The sequence below is a fragment of the Brevundimonas sp. EU05-FHT14B11 genome (assembly GCF_058790835.1).
In genome coordinates this window covers 313,732-330,778 of the sequence record NZ_JBYTCY010000001.1, presented here as the reverse complement: position 1 = coordinate 330,778, position 17,047 = coordinate 313,732, and the positions used below count along the sequence as shown (strand labels likewise).

Here is a 17,047-nt window from a genome sequence, read left to right as displayed (position 1 = left end):
TCGGTCCTGGTCTCGGATCAGTCGTAACGCGTCAGGTCGTCAGATGGTCGCGTCGGGCGCCGCGCTCAAGGGTCGAAGCGCGGCGGGCGCACTAGGAAGGATCGTTGCCGGCGCCCGCGGGGCTGAGCTTCCAGCGGATCTTGGTCTCAGAATCCGTCCGGGCCGAGCCGCGCACGACGATCTGCAGCGAGCGGCGGGTCAGGCCCTCGTCCACATGGACGGACGGTTCAATCGCGACATCCGGCCCGTCGGTGCGGAACCACCAGCCTCGGCCCGAATGGCCGCGCAGCAGGATGGAGCGGCGGTCACGGGCCAGGGAGGCCTGGACGCCCGGTTCAAGCTGGAACCGCACGGCGTAGGGGGCGGCGATGGCGCGGACGACCTCCTTCTGGCCCGGGGCGGGGTGCAGCCGCTCCTCGGCGCGCAGCTCGTCGAGGCGCTGGTCCAGATAGAGGCGGCGCTGGTGCAGCAGGCCGAACTCATGAACCCAGCCGTCATGCTCGATCTCCAGCCAGACGGCGCCTTCGCCATCTCTCTGGTTGGCCTCCACATGGAGCGGACGGCCGACGAGGCGGGGGCCCAGCAGCTCGCTCTTCCAGCCCCCCAGCGGCTCGCCCGTCGAGGTCTCGCCCAGGGTCAGGGTGGAATGGCCGGGCGTCAGGCGGAGGCCCTGCCGGTCGGCGGCGCGGGGCGTCCAGCCGCAGCCGGTGACCAGCCGGTCCTTGCCGCAGACGATCTCCAGCGACAGGGGCTGGGCGCAGGCGGCCGAGGACCACGGGCCGCGGGCGGGCGGGGCGGTGTCGGCGAAGACGGTCAGCAGGGGGCTGCGGATGCGGGTGGCGCCGGCGACGGTTCCGGCCCCGTCGGCGGGCTCGGCGTCCGTGCCCCGCGCGGCGGCGACGCGGGCCGCGGTCGACGGGCCTCCACCCTGCAGCGTGGCCAGGCGGCCGTCGGGAAGGGTCTGGATCCGCAGGGCGGCGCCGAGGCGGGCGATGGCGGCCGAGGCGGCGTCGGGCAGGGGTTCGGACAGCTGGCCCAGCCCGTCCTCGAGCGCCAGCAGGTCAAGCAGCAGCTCCAGGCCGGCCTCGGGGCTGCGGCTGGCGTGACCGCCGTCGGGACCGACGGCGCGGGGAAGGGCGCGCGACAGGCGGCCCAGCGCCTTGCGGCGGATCGAGGCGCCCGGCGCGCCGGCCAGGACGCAGCCGATCACGGCGGCGGCGGTCAGGCGTTCGGCGCGGGTGGCGACCCCGCCGGGCGGGCGCAGCAGCTGGCGGCCCTGACGGCCCAGCACATCGGCCAGCTTCAGCCGCTCGGCCTCGGTGGCGACCTGTCCCATGCGCCGGGCGGCGCAGGCCAGGTTGACCGCACGGCGGGCCAGGATGTCGGGATCCCAGGCGAAGGGCGACCAGCGGACGAAGACCTCGGCCCAGATCAGGGTCAGCCGCAGGGCCTCGCGCGCGCCGCGCTCGCCCTGGGTCATCAGCGACGGCAGCCAGGCGAAGGCGTGCAGATCGACGGCGAAGGCGCGGGTCGGGCTGGGGCGGTTGAACGGATCCTCGGGCGCCGGGGCTTCGAGGCTTGAGCCGGCGAGGACGAAACGACCGCCCAGGACGCCCTTGCCGACGGCCGGATCGACCGGGCGGAAGTCGCGGGGGGTGGAGGCGAAGCTCTGGGCGGTGCGGCCCCTCAGCGTCAGGGCGTAGCCGGGCAGGCCGTAAGCCTCGATCCACAGCTGGCGGCTCAGCAGGCGTCCGGCGATGGCGGGCCACAGGGCCGGGCCGGTGCTGGCGCCGGTCGCGCGCACCGGTGTGCGGACGGGCGCGCCGCGCAGGCCCGGGATCTCGCCGGGCGCGGGTCCGTCGCCTTCCGGCGGGGCGAAGGGTCCCAGGGGGCTCACGCGGACTTCAGGGCCTGGATGTTGGCGGCGTAGGCGTCGGGGCCGCCCTTGAACACGAACGAGCCGGCCACGAGGGCGTCGGCCCCGGCGGCGACGCAGGCAGCGGCGTTGGCGCTGGTCACTCCGCCGTCGACCTGCAGGTGCGCCTGCGATCCGGCGGCGTCCAGCAGGGCGCGGGCCTTCTCGATCTTGCGCAGGGTGGTTGGGATGAAGGACTGGCCGCCGAACCCCGGATTGACCGACATCAGCAGGACCAGATCGACCAGCTCCACCACCTCTTCCAGGATCGTCAGGGGGGTGCCGGGGTTCAGAACGACGCCGGCCTTGGCGCCCAGCTGGCGGATGCGGCCAAGGGTGCGGTGCAGGTGTGGCCCGCTTTCCGGGTGGACGGTCAGAATGTCGGCGCCCGCGTCCCGATAGGCGTCCAGCCAGGGATCCACGGGGGCGACCATCAGGTGCACGTCGAAGGTCTTCTTCGTGTGCGGCCGGATGGCCTTCACGATGTCGGGGCCCAGGGTGATGTTGGGCACGAAATGCCCGTCCATCACGTCGATATGGATCCAGTCGGCGCCCGCGGCGTCCAGCGCGCGGACCTCCTCGCCCAGCTTCGAGAAGTCGCTGGCGAGGATGGAGGGGCAGATAAGGGGGGCGGCCATGCCCCCGGATAAGGCGGGTCGCGGGCGCGGGCAAGCCGGGCGCCGGGTTCACGCGCGCAACCGTGCTACACGGTTTGGTCATCACAGCCGGGGAGCCCGCCATGAGTGAATACGTCGCCACCGTCGAATGGGTCCGGGGAGACCAGCCCTTCCTCGACAACAAATACGCCCGCGCCCACGACTGGCGCTTCGACGGCGGGGCGGTGGTGCGGGGCTCGTCGGCCCCGGGCAGCGTGCCGGTCCCCCTGTCCGATCCCGCCGCCGTGGATCCGGAGGAGGCGCTGGTGGCCGCCGTGTCCAGTTGTCACATGCTGTTCTTCCTCGCCTATGCGGCGAAGGACGGCTTCGTGGTCGACCGCTATCTGGATCAGGCCGTGGGCGTGATGGGGCGGGACGAGCGCGGCAAGGTCTCGATCACCGCGGTGACCCTGAGGCCCACGGTGGCCTTCTCGGGCGACAAGCGACCGGATGCGGCGGCGATCGCCGACCTGCACCATCGCTCGCATGAGCACTGCTACGTCGCCAACTCGATCCGGGCGCCGGTGACGGTGGAGCCGCAACCGGTCTAAGCAGCATCTTCCTCGATCAGGGAGCGGTGCAGGGCGATGCCGGCCATGACGCCGTCGGCGGCGGCCAGGGTGACATTCGACATGACGCGCGCCGCATCCCCGGCGGCGAAAACGCCCGGGACGGTGGTCTGCTTCATCTCGTCGGTGCGGATCATCTGGCCGACGGGCGTGTCCTCGATCTCGCAGCCCAGGGCCTGGGCGAGGTCGCCGTTGAGGCGCAGGCGCGGGCCGACGAAGACCGCCTTCAGCGGAACCAGCCGTCCATCCGCCAGCCTCGCGCCGTCCAGCGCCGGGCCTTCGCCCTCCAGCGCGGCCACCGGCGTGGCTTCGACGGTGACGCCGCGCCGCGCCAGCATCCGCGACTGATCGGCGTCGGGCTCCAGCTTTCCGTCCAGGAACAGGACCACCTGCCCCCATTCGGCCACCATGACGGCCTGGTGGACCGACATCGGACCGGCGCCGAGCACGCCGATCGGACCGCCGCCGATCTCATAGCCGTGGCAGTAGGGGCAATGCAGGACGGTCCGCCCCCAGCGCTCCTTCACCCCGGGAAGATCGGGCAGGATGTCCTGGACGCCATAGGCCAGCATCAGCCGTCGGCCCGTGACCCGTGCGCCGTCAGCCAGATCGACCTCGAAGCCGCAACGGCCCTTACGCGCGTTCACGACTTCGCCGCGCCGGAAGGCGGCGGTGGGATAGGCGGAGACCTGGGCGCGGGCCTCGGCGGCGATCTCGGAGCCCGGCACGCCGTCGCGGCCCATGACGCCGTGGGCGCGGGCGGCGAAGCGGTTGCGCGGGCGATTGTCGTCGATGACCAGCACGCGCCGCCGGGCGCGGGCCAGCTGCATCGCCGCATTCAGTCCGGCGTACGAGCCGCCGATGATGATGGCGTCATGCGGCATGGTCGGATCCACGGGAGCCTCCGGTGTTGAGCTGGGCCTTCCGGTCGGCGAAATCCGCGGCCAGGTCGGCGAGGGTGATATGCGCCAGCCGGGCCTCGATGAGGGCCCGGGCCTCGGCGTAGGCGGCCTCCAGCGAGCGATTGACCGCCGCCTCGACCAGACAGCCGTGGCTTTCGACCGGCGGCGCTTCCGGGGTCAGGGCCGGTTCTCCCAACGCCGTGTGCACGTCGCGCAGGGTGATGCCCGACAGGGGCCGCGCCAGCCGCCAGCCGCCGCCATGCCCACGCTCCGAGGTGACAAGACCGCCTTCGCGCAGCCCGGCCATGGTGCGTCGGACGACGACGGGGTTGGTCTGCAGACAGACAGCGAGCGCATCCGAGGTCATCGGCGCGTCGGCGTCTCCCATGTGCAGCAGGGCGTGCAGGACGCCGGAGAGTCGTGAATCCCGTTTCATGTAACTTCAATTGTTACGTGATGGGCTGATCGTCAAGGGCGGCGCGCGATAATTCCGGAAACCGGATCAGGCGGGGGCGACCGCCACGTCTTCCAGCAGGGCGACGAAGCGGCGCACGGCCTCGTCGGCCAGCTCGGGGTGGTAGCGCATCGGCTTGGCCGCGCCGGGTTCGTCGAAGGCGTGGGTGCCCTCGGCGATCCAGGTCTCCACGTCCGCGCCGCAGTTGCGGACCATGGCGTGGACGGTCTCGGCGTTCCGCACCGTGGTCAGGTGGTCGCCGCGGGAGATGACGGCGAGGGTCTTGGGGCAGTGCTTCCACGGCCGCATGCGGTTCAGGGCGGCGACGCCGATGTAGGGATAGGCGAGATAGACGGCGCGGACCCCGTCCAGGCTGACCGCGCCGGGGTCGGCCAGGCCCAGCATGCGGTCATGCCGCTCCGAGCTCATCGCCTCCATGATGCCCCAGCCGCCGTGGCTCCAGCCGGCCAGGGCGATGCGTGACGCATCCACGTCCCGCCTGCGGGACACGCCGTCCAGCGCGGCCAGCACGTCCCCGGCGCGCTTGTCCCCGCGCAGGACCAGTCCGGTGCAGACCGTCATCAGGGCCCGTTCGCGGCTCCAGCCGCGCGGGCCGTAGGAGTCGACGATGAAGGCGCGCCAGCCCGCGGCCTTGGCGGCCTCGGCGTAACGCGGCAGGTGGTCGCGCAGGCCGCCGCAGCCGTGGAACAGGATCACCGCCGGGCGCGGCCGGTCATCCTCGGGTCCGACCACGGCCACGCCGGGTTCGAGCATCGTCCAGCGGGCGGCGAGGGTGTCCATGGACGGGAGCTTAGCGGGAAGCGCCGGTGCGTCGAAGTGATTAGTGGTTAGTGATTAGTGGGTGGCTGGATCAGCCTCCGGCGCTAGGTTCGGAACCGCCGGCGCTCGCGACATCGAACCACTAATCACTAACCACTAATCACTAGCTGGGCGCCCTGCCTGCCGCAGATGGCGCTAGTGCCTGAACACCCGCACGCCCGTGAAGGCCATGGCGATGCCCTTTTCGTCGGCGGCGGCGATGACCTCGGCGTCGCGCATCGAGCCGCCCGGCTGGATCACCGCCGTGGCGCCCGCCGCGACCGCTTCCAGCAGGCCGTCGGCGAAGGGGAAGAAGGCTTCCGACGCACAGGCCGAGCCCTCGGCCAGCGAATGGGCCAGGCCCTTGGCCTCGCCGGCTTCGCGCGCCCGGATGGCGGCGATGCGGGCCGAGTCCCGGCGGTTCATCTGGCCGGCGCCGATGCCGGCGGTCTGGCCGTCCTTGGCGTAGACGATGGCGTTGGACTTGACGTGCTTGGCCACCGTGAAGGCGAACAGCATGTCCTGGATCTCGGTCGGCGTCGGCTGGCGGCGCGTGACGATCTTCAGGTCCGAGGGCCGGATCAGGCTGCGGTCGCGGCCCTGCACCAGGAAGCCGCCGGCGACCGAACGGAACACCTCGCCCGGGCCGTGCGGATCCGGAAGACCGTCGGTGATCAGCAGGCGCAGGTTCTTCTTGGCCGCGAAGACCTCGCGGGCTTCGTCATCAGCGCCGGGGGCGATCACGACCTCGGTGAAGATGCCGGTGATGGCGCGTGCGTCGTCGCCGTTCAGCGGGCGGTTGACCGCGATCACGCCGCCGAAGGCGGAGACGGCGTCGCATTCCAGCGCGCGGGCGTAGGCTTCGGACAGATCCTTGCCGACGGCGACGCCGCAGGGGTTGGCGTGCTTGACGATGACGCAGGCCGGGGCCTCGAACTCGGCCACCAGCTCATAGGCGGCGTCGGCGTCGGCGATGTTGTTGTAGCCCAGCTCCTTGCCCTGGATCTGGGTGGCGTGGGCGACGCCGGGGCGGGCCTCGCCGGTGCGGTAGAAGGCGCCCGTCTGGTGCGGGTTCTCGCCGTAGCGCAGGGTCTGGGCGAGGGAGCCCGAGATCGATTTGCGGGCCGGGGCTTCGTCGCCGACCTGGCCGGCGAACCAGCCCGAGACGGCGGCGTCATAGGCGGCGGTGCGGGCGAAGGCGCGGGCGGCCAGGCGCTTGCGCAGCTCCAGCGTCGTGACGCCGTCGGCCTTCAGCGCGGCCAGGACCTGGTCCACCGCGTCCTTGTCGACGCAGACGGCGACATAGCCGTGGTTCTTGGACGCCGAGCGGATCATGGCCGGGCCGCCGATGTCGATGTTCTCGACCGCGGCCTCGAAACCGCCGCCCGAGGCGACCGTGGCCTCGAAGGGATAGAGGTCGATCCAGGCGATATCGATGCCGCCGATGCCGTGCTCGGCCATGGCCGCCGCGTGGCTGGGCTCGTCGCGGACGCCCAGCAGGCCGCCGTGGACCACGGGGTGCAGGGTCTTGACCCGGCCGTCCATCATCTCGGGGAAGCCGGTCAGATCCGCCACGTCCTTTACCGGCAGGCCGAACCCGGCGATGGCGGCCCGGGTGCCGCCGGTCGAGACCAGTTCGACGCCCAGACCGTGCAGGGCGCGCGCGGCGTCCTCCAGTCCGGTCTTGTCGCTGAGCGAGATCAGGGCGCGTTTCGGCGCCACGCGGTCCGGCGCGGGGGGAAAGTCGGGAGCGGCGGGCATGGCGGCGTCCGTATGCTGAGGGGTCGGGGAGACGCGCGGGGCTCTAGCACTGTCCGGCGGCGGATAGAACCGGGGAGGTCAGATCAGCTCGGAGAAATCGACCACGATCGGCTCCCGCCCCATCGCCGCCAGCGCCTTGCGGAACTGATCCTGCGCCATCGCCGTCGTCGCCGTGTTCGTCAGAGGGTGGAAGTTGACGATGTCCGCGTCCCACAGGGCCTTGTCGAGGACAAAGGTGACGCGATGGTCGGGGTCGTTGATAAGTCCCAGCGCCGTGACCGAGCCGGGGCGCAGGCCCAGGGTCTCGTAGAGCAGGCCCTCGTTGCCGAAGGACAGCCGGTCAGAGCCTATGGTCTTCGGCGCGCGCTTCAGGTCGATGACCGTGTCCTGCCGGGCCGAGATCAGCCACAGCTTCCCCTTCTTGTCCTTGAGGAAGAGGTTCTTGGTGTGGGCGCCGGGCATGGCGGCCTTGAGCTCCAGCCCCTCCTCGACGCGGAAGACGGCCGGATGGTCATGGGTGACCTGTTCGATCCCGTGCTCGGCCATCCACGCCAGCAGGCGGTCACGGTTGAAAGGCGGTTCGGGCGGGTTCGGGTTGTCTTCGGTCATGCGGCGTCGTTAGGAGAGGGACGCTTTCGCTTACCCGCCGGAGACCGCCTGTGGAACTGGAATGCTACCCGATGGCGCCGCAGCCGCCGGACCTGGTGCCCGGCCGGGTGTCGCGGGACTGGATGGACGCCTTCGCCAGCCGGCATCCCTACCGCTGCCTGCCGCTGAACATGGCCAACACCACGGGCTGGGAGATCCTGTGCCCGTTCGGCTTCACGGCCGAGTGGAACGGCGGGCCGACCCAGGCCGACATCGTCATCACGCCCGAGCGGACGACGCCGAACGTGGCCCATTTCGTCACCTCCCACTTCACGCGCGGCATCCTGACCCTGCATCCGCAGTATCTGTTCCGCACGCCGCCGGGCTGGGGGATGCTGGCGGGGGGCGCGCCCAACCATGTGAAGGACGGCATCCAGCCGCTGGTCGGCCTGATCGAGACCGACTGGCTGCCCTTCCCCTTCACCATGAACTGGGCCTTCACCCGCCCCGGCAAGGTCAGGTTCGAGAAGGGCGAGCCCTTCTGCTTCATCACCCCGGTCGAGCACCGCAAGGTCGAGGCCTTCCAGCCGGTGATACGGACGCTGGAGTCCAATCCGACCATGAAGGGCCAGTACGACGCCTGGCTGAAGGCGCGCAGCGACTTCAACCACCGCCTCGCCTCGGGCGATCCCGACGCGGCCAAGGAGGCGTGGCAACGCTTCTACTTCAAGGGCGAGATTCCCGAGGAACTGGGCTCGGCGCCCTCCACCCACACCAACAAGCGGCGGCTGAACAACCCGCGGGTCGGCTAGGGCAAACAAAAGGCCCCGCCGGATCGACCGGCGGGGCCTTCGTCAGTTCAGGCTCGGAGACCTCAGCCGCGCGGAACGCGGGGGCCGAGGTTGTTGATCACCTCGCGGGCGTCGAAGGCGTTCGGATCGCCGGCCGGCTTGGCGCCGCGGCCGAAGACGATCTCGGCGGTGGCCTCGAACCGGTCGATCTCGCGGACGTCGAAGTCCGGACCGAACGGATCGCGGTAACCCCACGGGCTCCACAGGCCGCGGCGGTAGTAGCGCCACGACGGACCCCAGAAGGGGCTGTACCGGTCATAATAGAAGGGATCCGGCGTGCCCGTCAGGCGCACGTCGCGGTCGGTGGCGCGGTTGACGGTGGCGAACCAGTCGTGGCCGCTTTCCAGCGTCAGTTCGGCCGCGCGCAACAGCAGGGACATCTCGACCTGCTCGCGCGAGGTCACCGAATTGCCGGCGAAGCTGACGCGGTACCGGTCAGCGTCGACGCGCTGCTCGGAATAGCCGTAGCGGCTTTGCGGGCCGGCCGGACCATAGGGCGTGGCCGTGGCGCAGGCGGACAAGGCGAGCGCCGCCGCCGTCGCCAACAGCACGGGCTTCAGGAAACGGATGTTCATGGGATGCTCCTTGACGCGTCACTACGCGCCCTGACGGCTGAACGGGACATGAACGGCGCCGGTTCCCGCACCCGGCAAGCCGTTATAAACGTGAAAGAATAAGCACGGCGGCGGCGAGCAGCAAGGCGCCCGTCAGGAAGGCGAACCCCTTGCGGAAGCGGGGTTCGGACATGCGCCGGGCCAGCGCAGCCCCACCTAGACCGTAGGCGGACATGCTAAGCACGTCCATTCCGATGGTGGCCGCGGCGAACAGAGCCAGCTGCGGCGCGGCGGGCCGGTTCACGTCCAGGAAGGGCGGCAGGACGGCGGTGAAGAACAGCACCGCCTTGGGATTGGCGATCTGCACCATGAAGCCGTCAACGATGGCGCTGCGGCCCATCTTCACGGCCGGCGCGTCCGGCTGGGCGGCGGTGGAGAACGCGCCGCGCCAGGCGCGATAGCCCAGCCAGGCGACATAGAGGGCTCCGGCCACCGAGATGATGCGGAAGACCTGCGGGAAGGCGACCACCAGGGCGCCGAGGCCCAGCGCCGCGGCGCCGAACCAGACCAGGGTGGCGGCGTTCATGCCGACGACGCCCAGAAGCGCGCCGGCCTTGCCCCTCTGTACGCCGTTGGCGACCGAGAAGATATTGGCTGGGCCCGGGGTGATCGCCATCACGGCCATCACGCCCAGGAAGGTCGCATACAGGTGCGGATCGACGGGCAGGCTGGCCATGGCCCGATGTCGGGCCGCGACCGGTTGCGGTCAAGCCGCGAGGATCAGCGGGCGTCGTTTTTGGCGGGCGGCGCGGGCGGCGCGGCCGGGACCGCTTCGACGGGGGTATCGAGATGGACGCTGATCTCGCCGGCGCTCGCTTCGTCGATGGCGTCCAGCGCCTCGCCGACGGCGTACTCGGCCATCAGGCCGTAGGTGGCCATGTGTTCGGGATCATTCGAGGCCCAGGCGCCGTTGCTCGCCACGCCGCTCGCGACCCGCAGGGCGCCGGATTCCTCGACGGCGTTCATGGCTTCGGCGACGATGCCCTCGACGTCGATCTCGGCCAGGGCCGCGCCGGCGATGGCGCCGACGTGTTCCGAGATGGTGGCGGTGAAGGCGGAGACGTCCGGCTCATACTCGGCCCAGATCTGGGCGATGCGGATCTTCTTCTGCGCATCGGTCAGGCTGTCGTCATCGGAAACGGCCTCGGCGCGTTCGCCGTAGGCTTCCATGCGGGCCTCGAAGCGGTCGGCGGCGGCCTCGATGGCCGCCTCGGCGGCGTCCGACGAGGATCCGTTCGCGGTCTGCGGATCGGCCGCGAGCGCCGCCGACAACGGCAGGACGGCGAGGGCGGCGGCGAGGGAGAGGGCCTTGATCATCGAACGGCTCCGGGGAAGGGCAGGACCCGAAGGTCCGCCCAACCCCGTTCGAGCTCAAGTGAAATCGCCGTAACGCGTGCTTACTGAGCTGCGGCCGGGGCCGCCGGCGCCGCGGTCAGCGCCTGGGCGATGCCCGCGCGCATCTGCTCGGGAATGCTGCGGATCGCGGCCGGAGCGGCGTTGGCGGCGTTCACGATTTCGTCGCGCCGGGCCGCGTTCTCGGGCTTGTCGGCCATGGCGCGCAGGAAGGTCTCCAGGTCGGCGGCGAAGGCGTTAATTTCGGGCGCGTGACGGTCGATGATGGCGTTGGTCTCGGTCGCCTTGGTCGCGTTGTCCTTGGTGGTGTCCGACATCACCGCTTCCAGTTCTTCTCCGATCGCCTCCATGGAGGCCTGGAAGGCCTGGCCCTTGGCCTCCATGGCCGCTTCCTCGGGCGAGGGGGCGGGCGCGGCGGCGGCGGGCGGGGCCGGCGGCGCGGTCTGGGCCAGCACGGGGGTGGTGATGAGGGCGGTCGAGACGGCCAGGATCAGGCGCAGGGACATGGGTCTTCCATCGAAACTAAAGGGGCCGCGGCGGCCCGTCCGAGCCACCGTGGCGCATTTCCGTGTCGCTGACGAGACGGCTTTCGCGGCTCAGCTTCAGCCGCTCCGGTTTGGTGCTGGACCATTTTTTGGATTCAGGTCGATCCGACCTGAAGCAAAAATGGTCTAGGGTCGGCCATGCGCCGTTCGGCCCTGATCCTGTCCGCCCTGTTCGCCGTCGTCGCGGCCCCGCCCGTGGCCGGCCAGTCCGCCACGCGCGCCTATGCGGTTCAGGGCGACTGCGCAGGCCGGCCGGCGACCCTCGTCGGCATGGCGCAGGGCTATTGTCTCGGTCTCGTCTGGCAGCGCGCCGCCGATGGACCGCGCATGCCCCGGACCCTGTTCGAGCTCGACGACGGTGACTGGCTGGTCGCAGACCTCGGAACCTGGGACGCCGGGCGTGGCGCGCTGTGGCGGCTGTCGACGGCTTCGGGCCAACCGCGATGGACGCGTCTTCTGGCGGGGCTGTCCATGCCGCACACGATCGCGCGCGGTCCGGACGGACGTCTCTACGTCGCCGAGATGAGCCGGATATTCGCATTCGATCCCGCCCGTCCCGATCGTACGACCGCCGTGGTCGAGGGCCTGCCCGACAACCGGCTGCACGAGAACCGCCACCCCCTGTCGAGTTTCATCTTCGACGCCGATGGCGCGCTTCTGGTCAATGTCGGCGCGCCGTCCGATCGGTGCCTGGACGCCCAGGGCGCGCCGCGGCGGAACGCCGGCGGCCTGTGCGCCGAAGACGACGACCAGGCCATGGTGCGGCGCTACGCCTACCTCGGCGACGGCCGCTGGAGCGCGGACTGGACGCCCTGGGCGACCGGGCTGAGAAACTCCGTTGCGATGGCGAGGCACGCCTCGGGCGCGATCTACCAGGCCGAGAACTCCGTCGACCTGCCGACGCCGGACCGGCCGTTCGACGAGATCAACCGGCTGAGGCGGGGCGGCGACCACGGCTGGCCCTATTGCACCGACATGGCGACGGCGATGCCGGGCTGGACCGCGCGGCAGGCGCGCTGCGGGTCGCGGACCGCGCCCGTCTCGCTGCTGCCGCCCCACGCCGCGCCCTTGGCGATGCTCTACTACGACGGGGAGATGTTCCCCGAGCTGCGGGGCCGGATGCTGATGAGCTGGCACGGATACCGGCGGGCGGCGGGGCGGATCGTGGCGATCGAGACCGACGCGGAGGGCGCGCCGCGAACGGACGTGCGTGCGCGCTACGCCATCTATCCGCGCGGCTCACTGCCCTATCCGGCCGATGCGCCCGCGCCCCGGGGCCGGGTGCTGACGCCGGCCTGGAACGCGCAGGCCGGCCGTCATCCCATGGGGGCGCCGGTCGGTCTGGCGGTGGCGCGCGACGGCTCGATCTGGATCGCGGATGACCGCAACGCGGCCATCCTCCGGATCGCTCGACCCTAGCCCTGGCGCTTGTCGCGCTTGCCCAGCACGCGCAGGCGCAGGGCGTTCAGCTTGATGAAGCCCTCGGCGTCGTGGTGGTCATAGGCCTGGACGCCTTCCTCGAAGGTCACCAGGTCCTGGTCGTACAGGCTCAGGGGGCTTTCGCGGCCGATGATCGAGACATTGCCCTTGTAGAGCTTGACCCGGACCGTGCCGGTGACCTTGGCCTGCGAGTGGTCGATCGCGGCCTGCAGCATCTCGCGCTCGGGCGAGAACCAGAAGCCGTTGTAGATCAGGTGGGCGTATTTGACCGCCAGCTCGTCCTTCAGGTGCATCGCGCCGCGATCCAGGGTGATGGACTCGATGCCGCGGTGGGCGGCCAGCAGGATGGTGCCGCCGGGGGTCTCGTAGACACCGCGCGACTTCATGCCGACGAAGCGGTTCTCGACCAGGTCCAGACGGCCGACGCCGTTGTCGTGACCCAGTTCGTTCAGCTTGGTCAGGATCGTGGCCGGGGACATGGCCACGCCGTCGATGGAGACGGCGTCGCCCTTCTCGAAGCCGAGGGTGAAGATCGTCGCCTTATCGGGCGCGTCTTCCGGGGCGATGGTGCGCTGGTGGACGAACTCGGGCGCCTCGACGGCCGGGTCTTCCAGGACCTTACCCTCGGACGAGGAGTGCAGCAGGTTGGCGTCGACCGAGAACGGGGCTTCGCCGCGCTTGTCCTTGGAGATCGGGATCTGGTGTTTCTCGGCGAAGTCCAGCAGGGCCTCGCGGCTGCGGAACTCCCACTCGCGCCAGGGGGCGATGACGTGGATGTCCGGATCCAGGGCGTAGTAGCCCAGTTCGAAGCGGACCTGGTCGTTGCCCTTGCCGGTGGCGCCGTGACAGACGGCGTCGGCGCCGACCATCTTGGCGATCTCGATCTGGCGCTTGGCGATCAGCGGGCGCGCGATCGAGGTGCCCAGCAGGTACTGGCCCTCATAGACGGTGTTGGCGCGGAACATCGGGAAGACGAAGTCGCGCACGAACTCCTCGCGCAGGTCGTCGATGAAGATGTTCTCGGGCTTGATGCCCAGCTTCAGCGCCTTCTCGCGCGCCGGGCCCAGTTCCTCGCCCTGGCCCAGGTCCGCCGTGAAGGTGATGACCTCGGCGTTATACTCGGTCTGCAGCCACTTCAGGATGATCGAGGTGTCCAGGCCGCCCGAATAGGCCAGCACGACTTTCTTGGGAGCGGAGGACGACGACATGGGGCAGAATCCTTCGGCGAACGCGGGGAGGCGTTCCTCTTTGCGCGCGCTTAAAGGACCAGACGCCGCGCGATGCAAGGGCGGGATTGGGGCGGCGGCCCCGCTTTCACGTTGAGGCGGCTCCGGCGCGGTTTTCAAAGGCCACGCCTGAATGAGGTTTTCGCGAAATTTCCTGTGGATTTCAGGCCTGCCCTGGCGCGCGGGCAAGCCATACCGATAGGGATCAAGGGTTTGAATTAAGGCCGGTTTGCGGCCCTACCGGCGTTCGTTCGGTAAGATTCGGTCAAGGTCCTGGAAGGGCGGTCTTAAGCTTTCGCGCTGCAAGGTCCGGCAGTGATCCCGAACCGCGCCCCGTCTCCGGTCGAAAAGCTGGCTCTCGCCGTCGTGCACCAGCCTGAACGCGCCATGCCCGCGCCCGCCGGCGCGCGCGAGGAGGCCCTGCGGTTCCTGCTCCAGACCGCCGCCGACGCCGGCGTCACCGTGGTGGCGTCCAAGCCGGACGGCGATGGCGAGCGCTGGCTGGGTCAGGCCTGGCCCTTCCCGTCGCCCTTCAAGGTCACCGTGCGCACCGTCTCCATCGAGGAGGGCGTTGATCGGGTCGAGGCCCGCGCCCGCCGCTCTCTGGAGCGCATGGGCCTGCCGCGCGGCGACACCCTGCTGGCGTCGAACGCCACCGATCTGGTCGGGGCCGAGGGCCGCGCCCTGTGGGACCGGATGCAGTCGCTCAAGGATCGGGGCCTGTTCCGCCGCATCGGCTTCTGCGCCACCGTCGAGGACGGCCCGGCGCTGCTGGCCCGACGCTTCCAGCCGGACGTGGTCCAGCTGCCGTGCAGCCTCCTGGATCAGCGGGTCCACCGCTCAGGCGCCCTGGACGAGATCGCCGAGCTGGGCGCCGACATCCACCTGTCGTCGGTGTTCGCCGGGGGACTGCTGTTCATGAGCGGCGACGCCCTGCCGGCCGATATGGCGCATCACGCGCCGCAGCTGTCGCGCATCCGCCGCCGTCTCGCCGAGGCCCGCGTCGATCCGATGCAGGCGACGCTGGCCTATACCCTGGGTCTGCCGCAGGTCGCCGCCGTGGTGGCCAGCGCCGCCTCGGCCGCCGAACTGCGCGCCGTGGTGGCCGCCGCCCATGCGCCGGCGCCGGCGCTGGACTGGCAGAGCCTTCAGCTCGAGCACCCGGCCGCCGCAGCGGCCGGGCCTCGCGCGCGGATCAGTAGCGCAGCCTGATCCCGACGTAGCCGGAGCGACCCGGCTCGCCGTATCCCAGCACCTGTTGATAGTGCTTGTCGGCCAGGTTCTCGACCCGGGCCGTCAGCGTGACGTTGTCGGTCAGGACGTAGGCCGCGTTCAGGTTCGCCGTGACGAAACCTTCGCGCGTCGCGGCCGTGGCCGAGTTGGTGTCAGGCTCGTCGCCTTCGGCACGCACGGTCAGGGCGCCCGACAGGCGATCGCCGGTCCAGCCCAGGGTCGCCGAGCCCGCATGTTCCGGCACACGCGCCAACGCACGGCCGTTGCTCTCGTCCTTTGCGTCGGTCCAGGCGTAGGCCAGGCTCAGGTCGAAGCCGCCGCCCAGCAGGGCCCGGCCTTCCAGCTCGATCCCGTCCGTCGCCGTTTCGGCCAGGTTGATGTAGTAGCTGTCGAAGGTGACCGGATCGAAGAAGTAGGTGATCTGGTCCTCCACCGAGAGGTGGTAGGCGGTCGCCCGGCCTTCGATGCGGCCGTCAGCCGATCGCCAGCCGATGGCGGCCTCAAAGCCTTCCGCCTTTTCCGGACGCAGGGTCGGGAAGGGGATCGACGAGAAGCAGAAGTCGCAAACCGCCTGGCTGACCGACGGAGCCTTGAAGCCCGTGCCGTAGGCGCCCGACAGGGTGAAGCCGTAACCGAAGTCCCACGCCGCCGAGACGCGCCCGGTGGTCCTGGAGCCGAAGTCGTCAGTGTCGTCGAAGCGCAGGCCGCCGGTGACGCTGAGGGCGTCGGTGACCTGATAGCGGCCCGTGCCGAAGACCGAGGTGGTTCCCAGATCGACCTTGGCGCCCGTCGAGATGCTGCCTTCGCTCTCTTCGCGCTCGGCGCCGAAGGCGTAGGTGGCGGCGCCGGTCTCGCCGTTGGCCTGCCAGCGGTAGGCCTGGCGGTCGGCTTCAAAGACCGAACCGAAGGCGCTGAAGGTCTCGCGCTCGATGTTCGAGGCCGAGACGCTGAACTGGTGGTCCAGGCCGAAGGCTTCGACGCCGGCGCGGGTGAAGCCCGACCATTGCTCGGATTCCGAACGGTCGGCGTTGTCCGAGACCGGGAAGCCGTTATCGAGGTCAGCCTCGCTCCGCGACCAGCGGGCCGAGCTCTCCAGCTTCACCGTCGGGGACACGGCGTAGCGGCCGCGAACGCCCACGGTGGTGTTTTCGAAGCCGTCGGCCTCAGGATTGCCGTTGGCCTCATCGGCGACGGAGACGCCGTCGGTGGTGAAGCGCGAGACATAGCCGCCCAGCGCCCAGGTCTCATTGGCCACGCCGCCGGCGAGGCGGCCGCGCACAGTGCCGAAGCTGCCGGCCTCGGCCTCGGCGCGAACATCGTCGATTTCCTTGGTGGTGAAGGCGATCACGCCGCCGATGGCGTCGGAACCCCACAGCGAGGACTGCGGGCCGGACAGGACCTCGATGCGCTCGATGTCGCCCAGGTCGAAGCCCGAGAAATCATAGGCGCCGTTGGGCTCGGCCGCGTCGTTGACCGGCGCGCCGTCCACGAGGACCAGGGTCTTGCCGGGGGTGGCGCCCCGCATGCGGACCTGGGCGACGCCGCCTAAGGCGCCTGAGCGGGTCACCGACAGGCCGGGAACGTCGGACAGGATGTCGGCGGCGAAGACGGCGCCCCGCTGTTCGATGGTCCGGCTGTCGATCACGCGGGCGCCGGGCGTGTCGGCGACGATGGAGGGAATGCGGGTGGCGGTGACCACGATCTCGGGCAGGGAATCGTCCTGCGCCTCCTGGGCGAAGGCGGGACCGGCGAAGGCCGCGGCCATGGCCGCGGTGGAAAGCAGAATGGAGCGCTTCATGAGCGAAAACCCCGTACAGGCCCCGCGAATGCGCGCGAGAGGCCTCATGTGAGCGAACCGATCCGCCGAACCCGAAGGTCCGGACGGCGCAAGATCGGGTCGCTGCGACGGAAGTCCCCGCGCCTCTGCCTGGTCCCGGACAGCGGCGAGCGACGGTGGCGGCCAGGTCTCCTGGCTTGCGGGTCGACAATCGAAGCCCTCGCCTTCCCGGCCCGAAGGCCAGTGGCGCCGGAGCGAGCTCCGGGCGGACAGCGATCTCGCCGCCTACAGTTGCGGGCACAGCCACGGTTTCGCACCGTGTTCCCTTAACCGCCGACGCGGCT

The 17,047-nt window shown here is 70.6% G+C and carries 17 protein-coding genes and 1 riboswitch; of the genes, 4 read left to right on the top strand and 13 right to left on the bottom strand.

Features of this window, described 5'->3' with window-relative positions:
• Positions 1-91: 91 nt before the first annotated feature.
• Together AC3WRV_RS01635 and rpe are read right to left on the bottom strand one after the other, a co-directional pair.
• A complete protein-coding gene (locus AC3WRV_RS01635) occupies positions 92-1,897 on the bottom strand; it encodes a heparinase II/III family protein (protein WP_492311905.1) in 1,806 nt (601 codons plus the stop codon).
• Positions 1,894-2,553 (bottom strand): ribulose-phosphate 3-epimerase, encoded by a 660-nt coding sequence (gene rpe / locus AC3WRV_RS01630; RefSeq protein WP_291838312.1) that lies wholly within the window; start codon positions 2,551-2,553, stop codon positions 1,894-1,896. Before rpe ends, AC3WRV_RS01635 begins: the two co-directional genes overlap by 4 nt.
• Positions 2,554-2,654: 101 nt before the next feature.
• Between rpe and AC3WRV_RS01625 the strand changes: the two genes are divergently transcribed.
• Positions 2,655-3,122: an OsmC family protein gene (locus AC3WRV_RS01625; protein WP_492311904.1), complete on the top strand. Its 468-nt coding sequence runs from the start codon at positions 2,655-2,657 to the stop codon at positions 3,120-3,122.
• Here the strand turns inward: AC3WRV_RS01625 and AC3WRV_RS01620 are convergent.
• From AC3WRV_RS01620 to AC3WRV_RS01600, 5 genes are all read right to left on the bottom strand, one after another.
• Positions 3,119-4,036, bottom strand: a complete 918-nt coding sequence (locus AC3WRV_RS01620; protein ID WP_291838304.1) for an NAD(P)/FAD-dependent oxidoreductase — start codon at positions 4,034-4,036, stop codon at positions 3,119-3,121. The two genes, AC3WRV_RS01625 and AC3WRV_RS01620, sit on opposite strands and share 4 nt — an antisense overlap.
• Complete coding sequence (locus AC3WRV_RS01615; RefSeq protein ID WP_291838301.1) at positions 4,014-4,478, bottom strand: Rrf2 family transcriptional regulator; 465 nt, start codon at positions 4,476-4,478, stop codon at positions 4,014-4,016. Before AC3WRV_RS01615 ends, AC3WRV_RS01620 begins: the two co-directional genes overlap by 23 nt.
• Before the next feature lie 66 nt (positions 4,479-4,544).
• Positions 4,545-5,297, bottom strand: a complete 753-nt coding sequence (locus AC3WRV_RS01610; RefSeq protein WP_492311903.1) for a dienelactone hydrolase family protein — start codon at positions 5,295-5,297, stop codon at positions 4,545-4,547.
• Between the two features lie 174 nt (positions 5,298-5,471).
• Positions 5,472-7,076, bottom strand: a complete 1,605-nt coding sequence (gene purH / locus AC3WRV_RS01605; protein ID WP_291838297.1) for a bifunctional phosphoribosylaminoimidazolecarboxamide formyltransferase/IMP cyclohydrolase — start codon at positions 7,074-7,076, stop codon at positions 5,472-5,474.
• A gap of 78 nt (positions 7,077-7,154) precedes the next feature.
• Positions 7,155-7,685 carry a prolyl-tRNA synthetase associated domain-containing protein gene (locus tag AC3WRV_RS01600; RefSeq protein WP_492311902.1) on the bottom strand — a complete coding sequence of 177 codons (531 nt, stop codon included), beginning with the start codon at positions 7,683-7,685 and terminating at the stop codon, positions 7,155-7,157.
• 50 nt (positions 7,686-7,735) lie between these two features.
• On the opposite strand from AC3WRV_RS01600, the gene AC3WRV_RS01595 reads away from it, so the two are divergent.
• Positions 7,736-8,476, top strand: a complete 741-nt coding sequence (locus tag AC3WRV_RS01595) for a DUF6065 family protein (RefSeq protein WP_492311901.1) — start codon at positions 7,736-7,738, stop codon at positions 8,474-8,476.
• A gap of 62 nt (positions 8,477-8,538) precedes the next feature.
• On the opposite strand, the gene AC3WRV_RS01590 is transcribed toward AC3WRV_RS01595, so the two are convergent.
• From AC3WRV_RS01590 to AC3WRV_RS01575, 4 genes are all read right to left on the bottom strand, one after another.
• Positions 8,539-9,090 carry a CC0125/CC1285 family lipoprotein gene (locus AC3WRV_RS01590; RefSeq protein ID WP_291832773.1) on the bottom strand — a complete coding sequence of 184 codons (552 nt, stop codon included), beginning with the start codon at positions 9,088-9,090 and terminating at the stop codon, positions 8,539-8,541.
• 82 nt (positions 9,091-9,172) lie between these two features.
• A complete protein-coding gene (locus tag AC3WRV_RS01585; RefSeq protein WP_291832771.1) occupies positions 9,173-9,805 on the bottom strand; it encodes a LysE family translocator in 633 nt (210 codons plus the stop codon).
• Between the two features lie 44 nt (positions 9,806-9,849).
• Entirely contained in the window at positions 9,850-10,446 is a 597-nt protein-coding gene (locus AC3WRV_RS01580; protein ID WP_291832769.1) for a hypothetical protein, read from the bottom strand.
• Positions 10,447-10,526: 80 nt separating this feature from the next.
• Entirely contained in the window at positions 10,527-10,988 is a 462-nt protein-coding gene (locus AC3WRV_RS01575) for a translation initiation factor IF-2 (protein ID WP_492311900.1), read from the bottom strand.
• Between the two features lie 177 nt (positions 10,989-11,165).
• Here AC3WRV_RS01575 and AC3WRV_RS01570 point away from each other — a divergent pair, with 177 nt between their 5' ends.
• Positions 11,166-12,446, top strand: coding sequence for a PQQ-dependent sugar dehydrogenase (locus AC3WRV_RS01570; RefSeq protein ID WP_492311899.1), 1,281 nt, complete (start codon positions 11,166-11,168; stop codon positions 12,444-12,446).
• Here the strand turns inward: AC3WRV_RS01570 and AC3WRV_RS01565 are convergent.
• Positions 12,443-13,675, bottom strand: a complete 1,233-nt coding sequence (locus tag AC3WRV_RS01565; RefSeq protein WP_291832762.1) for an argininosuccinate synthase — start codon at positions 13,673-13,675, stop codon at positions 12,443-12,445. The genes AC3WRV_RS01570 and AC3WRV_RS01565 overlap by 4 nt on opposite strands.
• A 333-nt stretch (positions 13,676-14,008) precedes the next feature.
• Here AC3WRV_RS01565 and AC3WRV_RS01560 point away from each other — a divergent pair, with 333 nt between their 5' ends.
• Positions 14,009-14,905 (top strand): aldo/keto reductase, encoded by an 897-nt coding sequence (locus AC3WRV_RS01560; RefSeq protein WP_492311898.1) that lies wholly within the window; start codon positions 14,009-14,011, stop codon positions 14,903-14,905.
• On the opposite strand, the gene AC3WRV_RS01555 is transcribed toward AC3WRV_RS01560, so the two are convergent.
• The gene (locus AC3WRV_RS01555; protein ID WP_492311897.1) at positions 14,889-16,724 is read right to left on the bottom strand and encodes a TonB-dependent receptor plug domain-containing protein; all 1,836 of its coding nucleotides are present in this window, start codon (positions 16,722-16,724) and stop codon (positions 14,889-14,891) included. The two genes, AC3WRV_RS01560 and AC3WRV_RS01555, sit on opposite strands and share 17 nt — an antisense overlap.
• Positions 16,725-16,888: 164 nt before the next feature.
• Positions 16,889-17,030, bottom strand: a riboswitch (cobalamin riboswitch).
• Between the last annotated feature and the right edge of the window lie 17 nt (positions 17,031-17,047).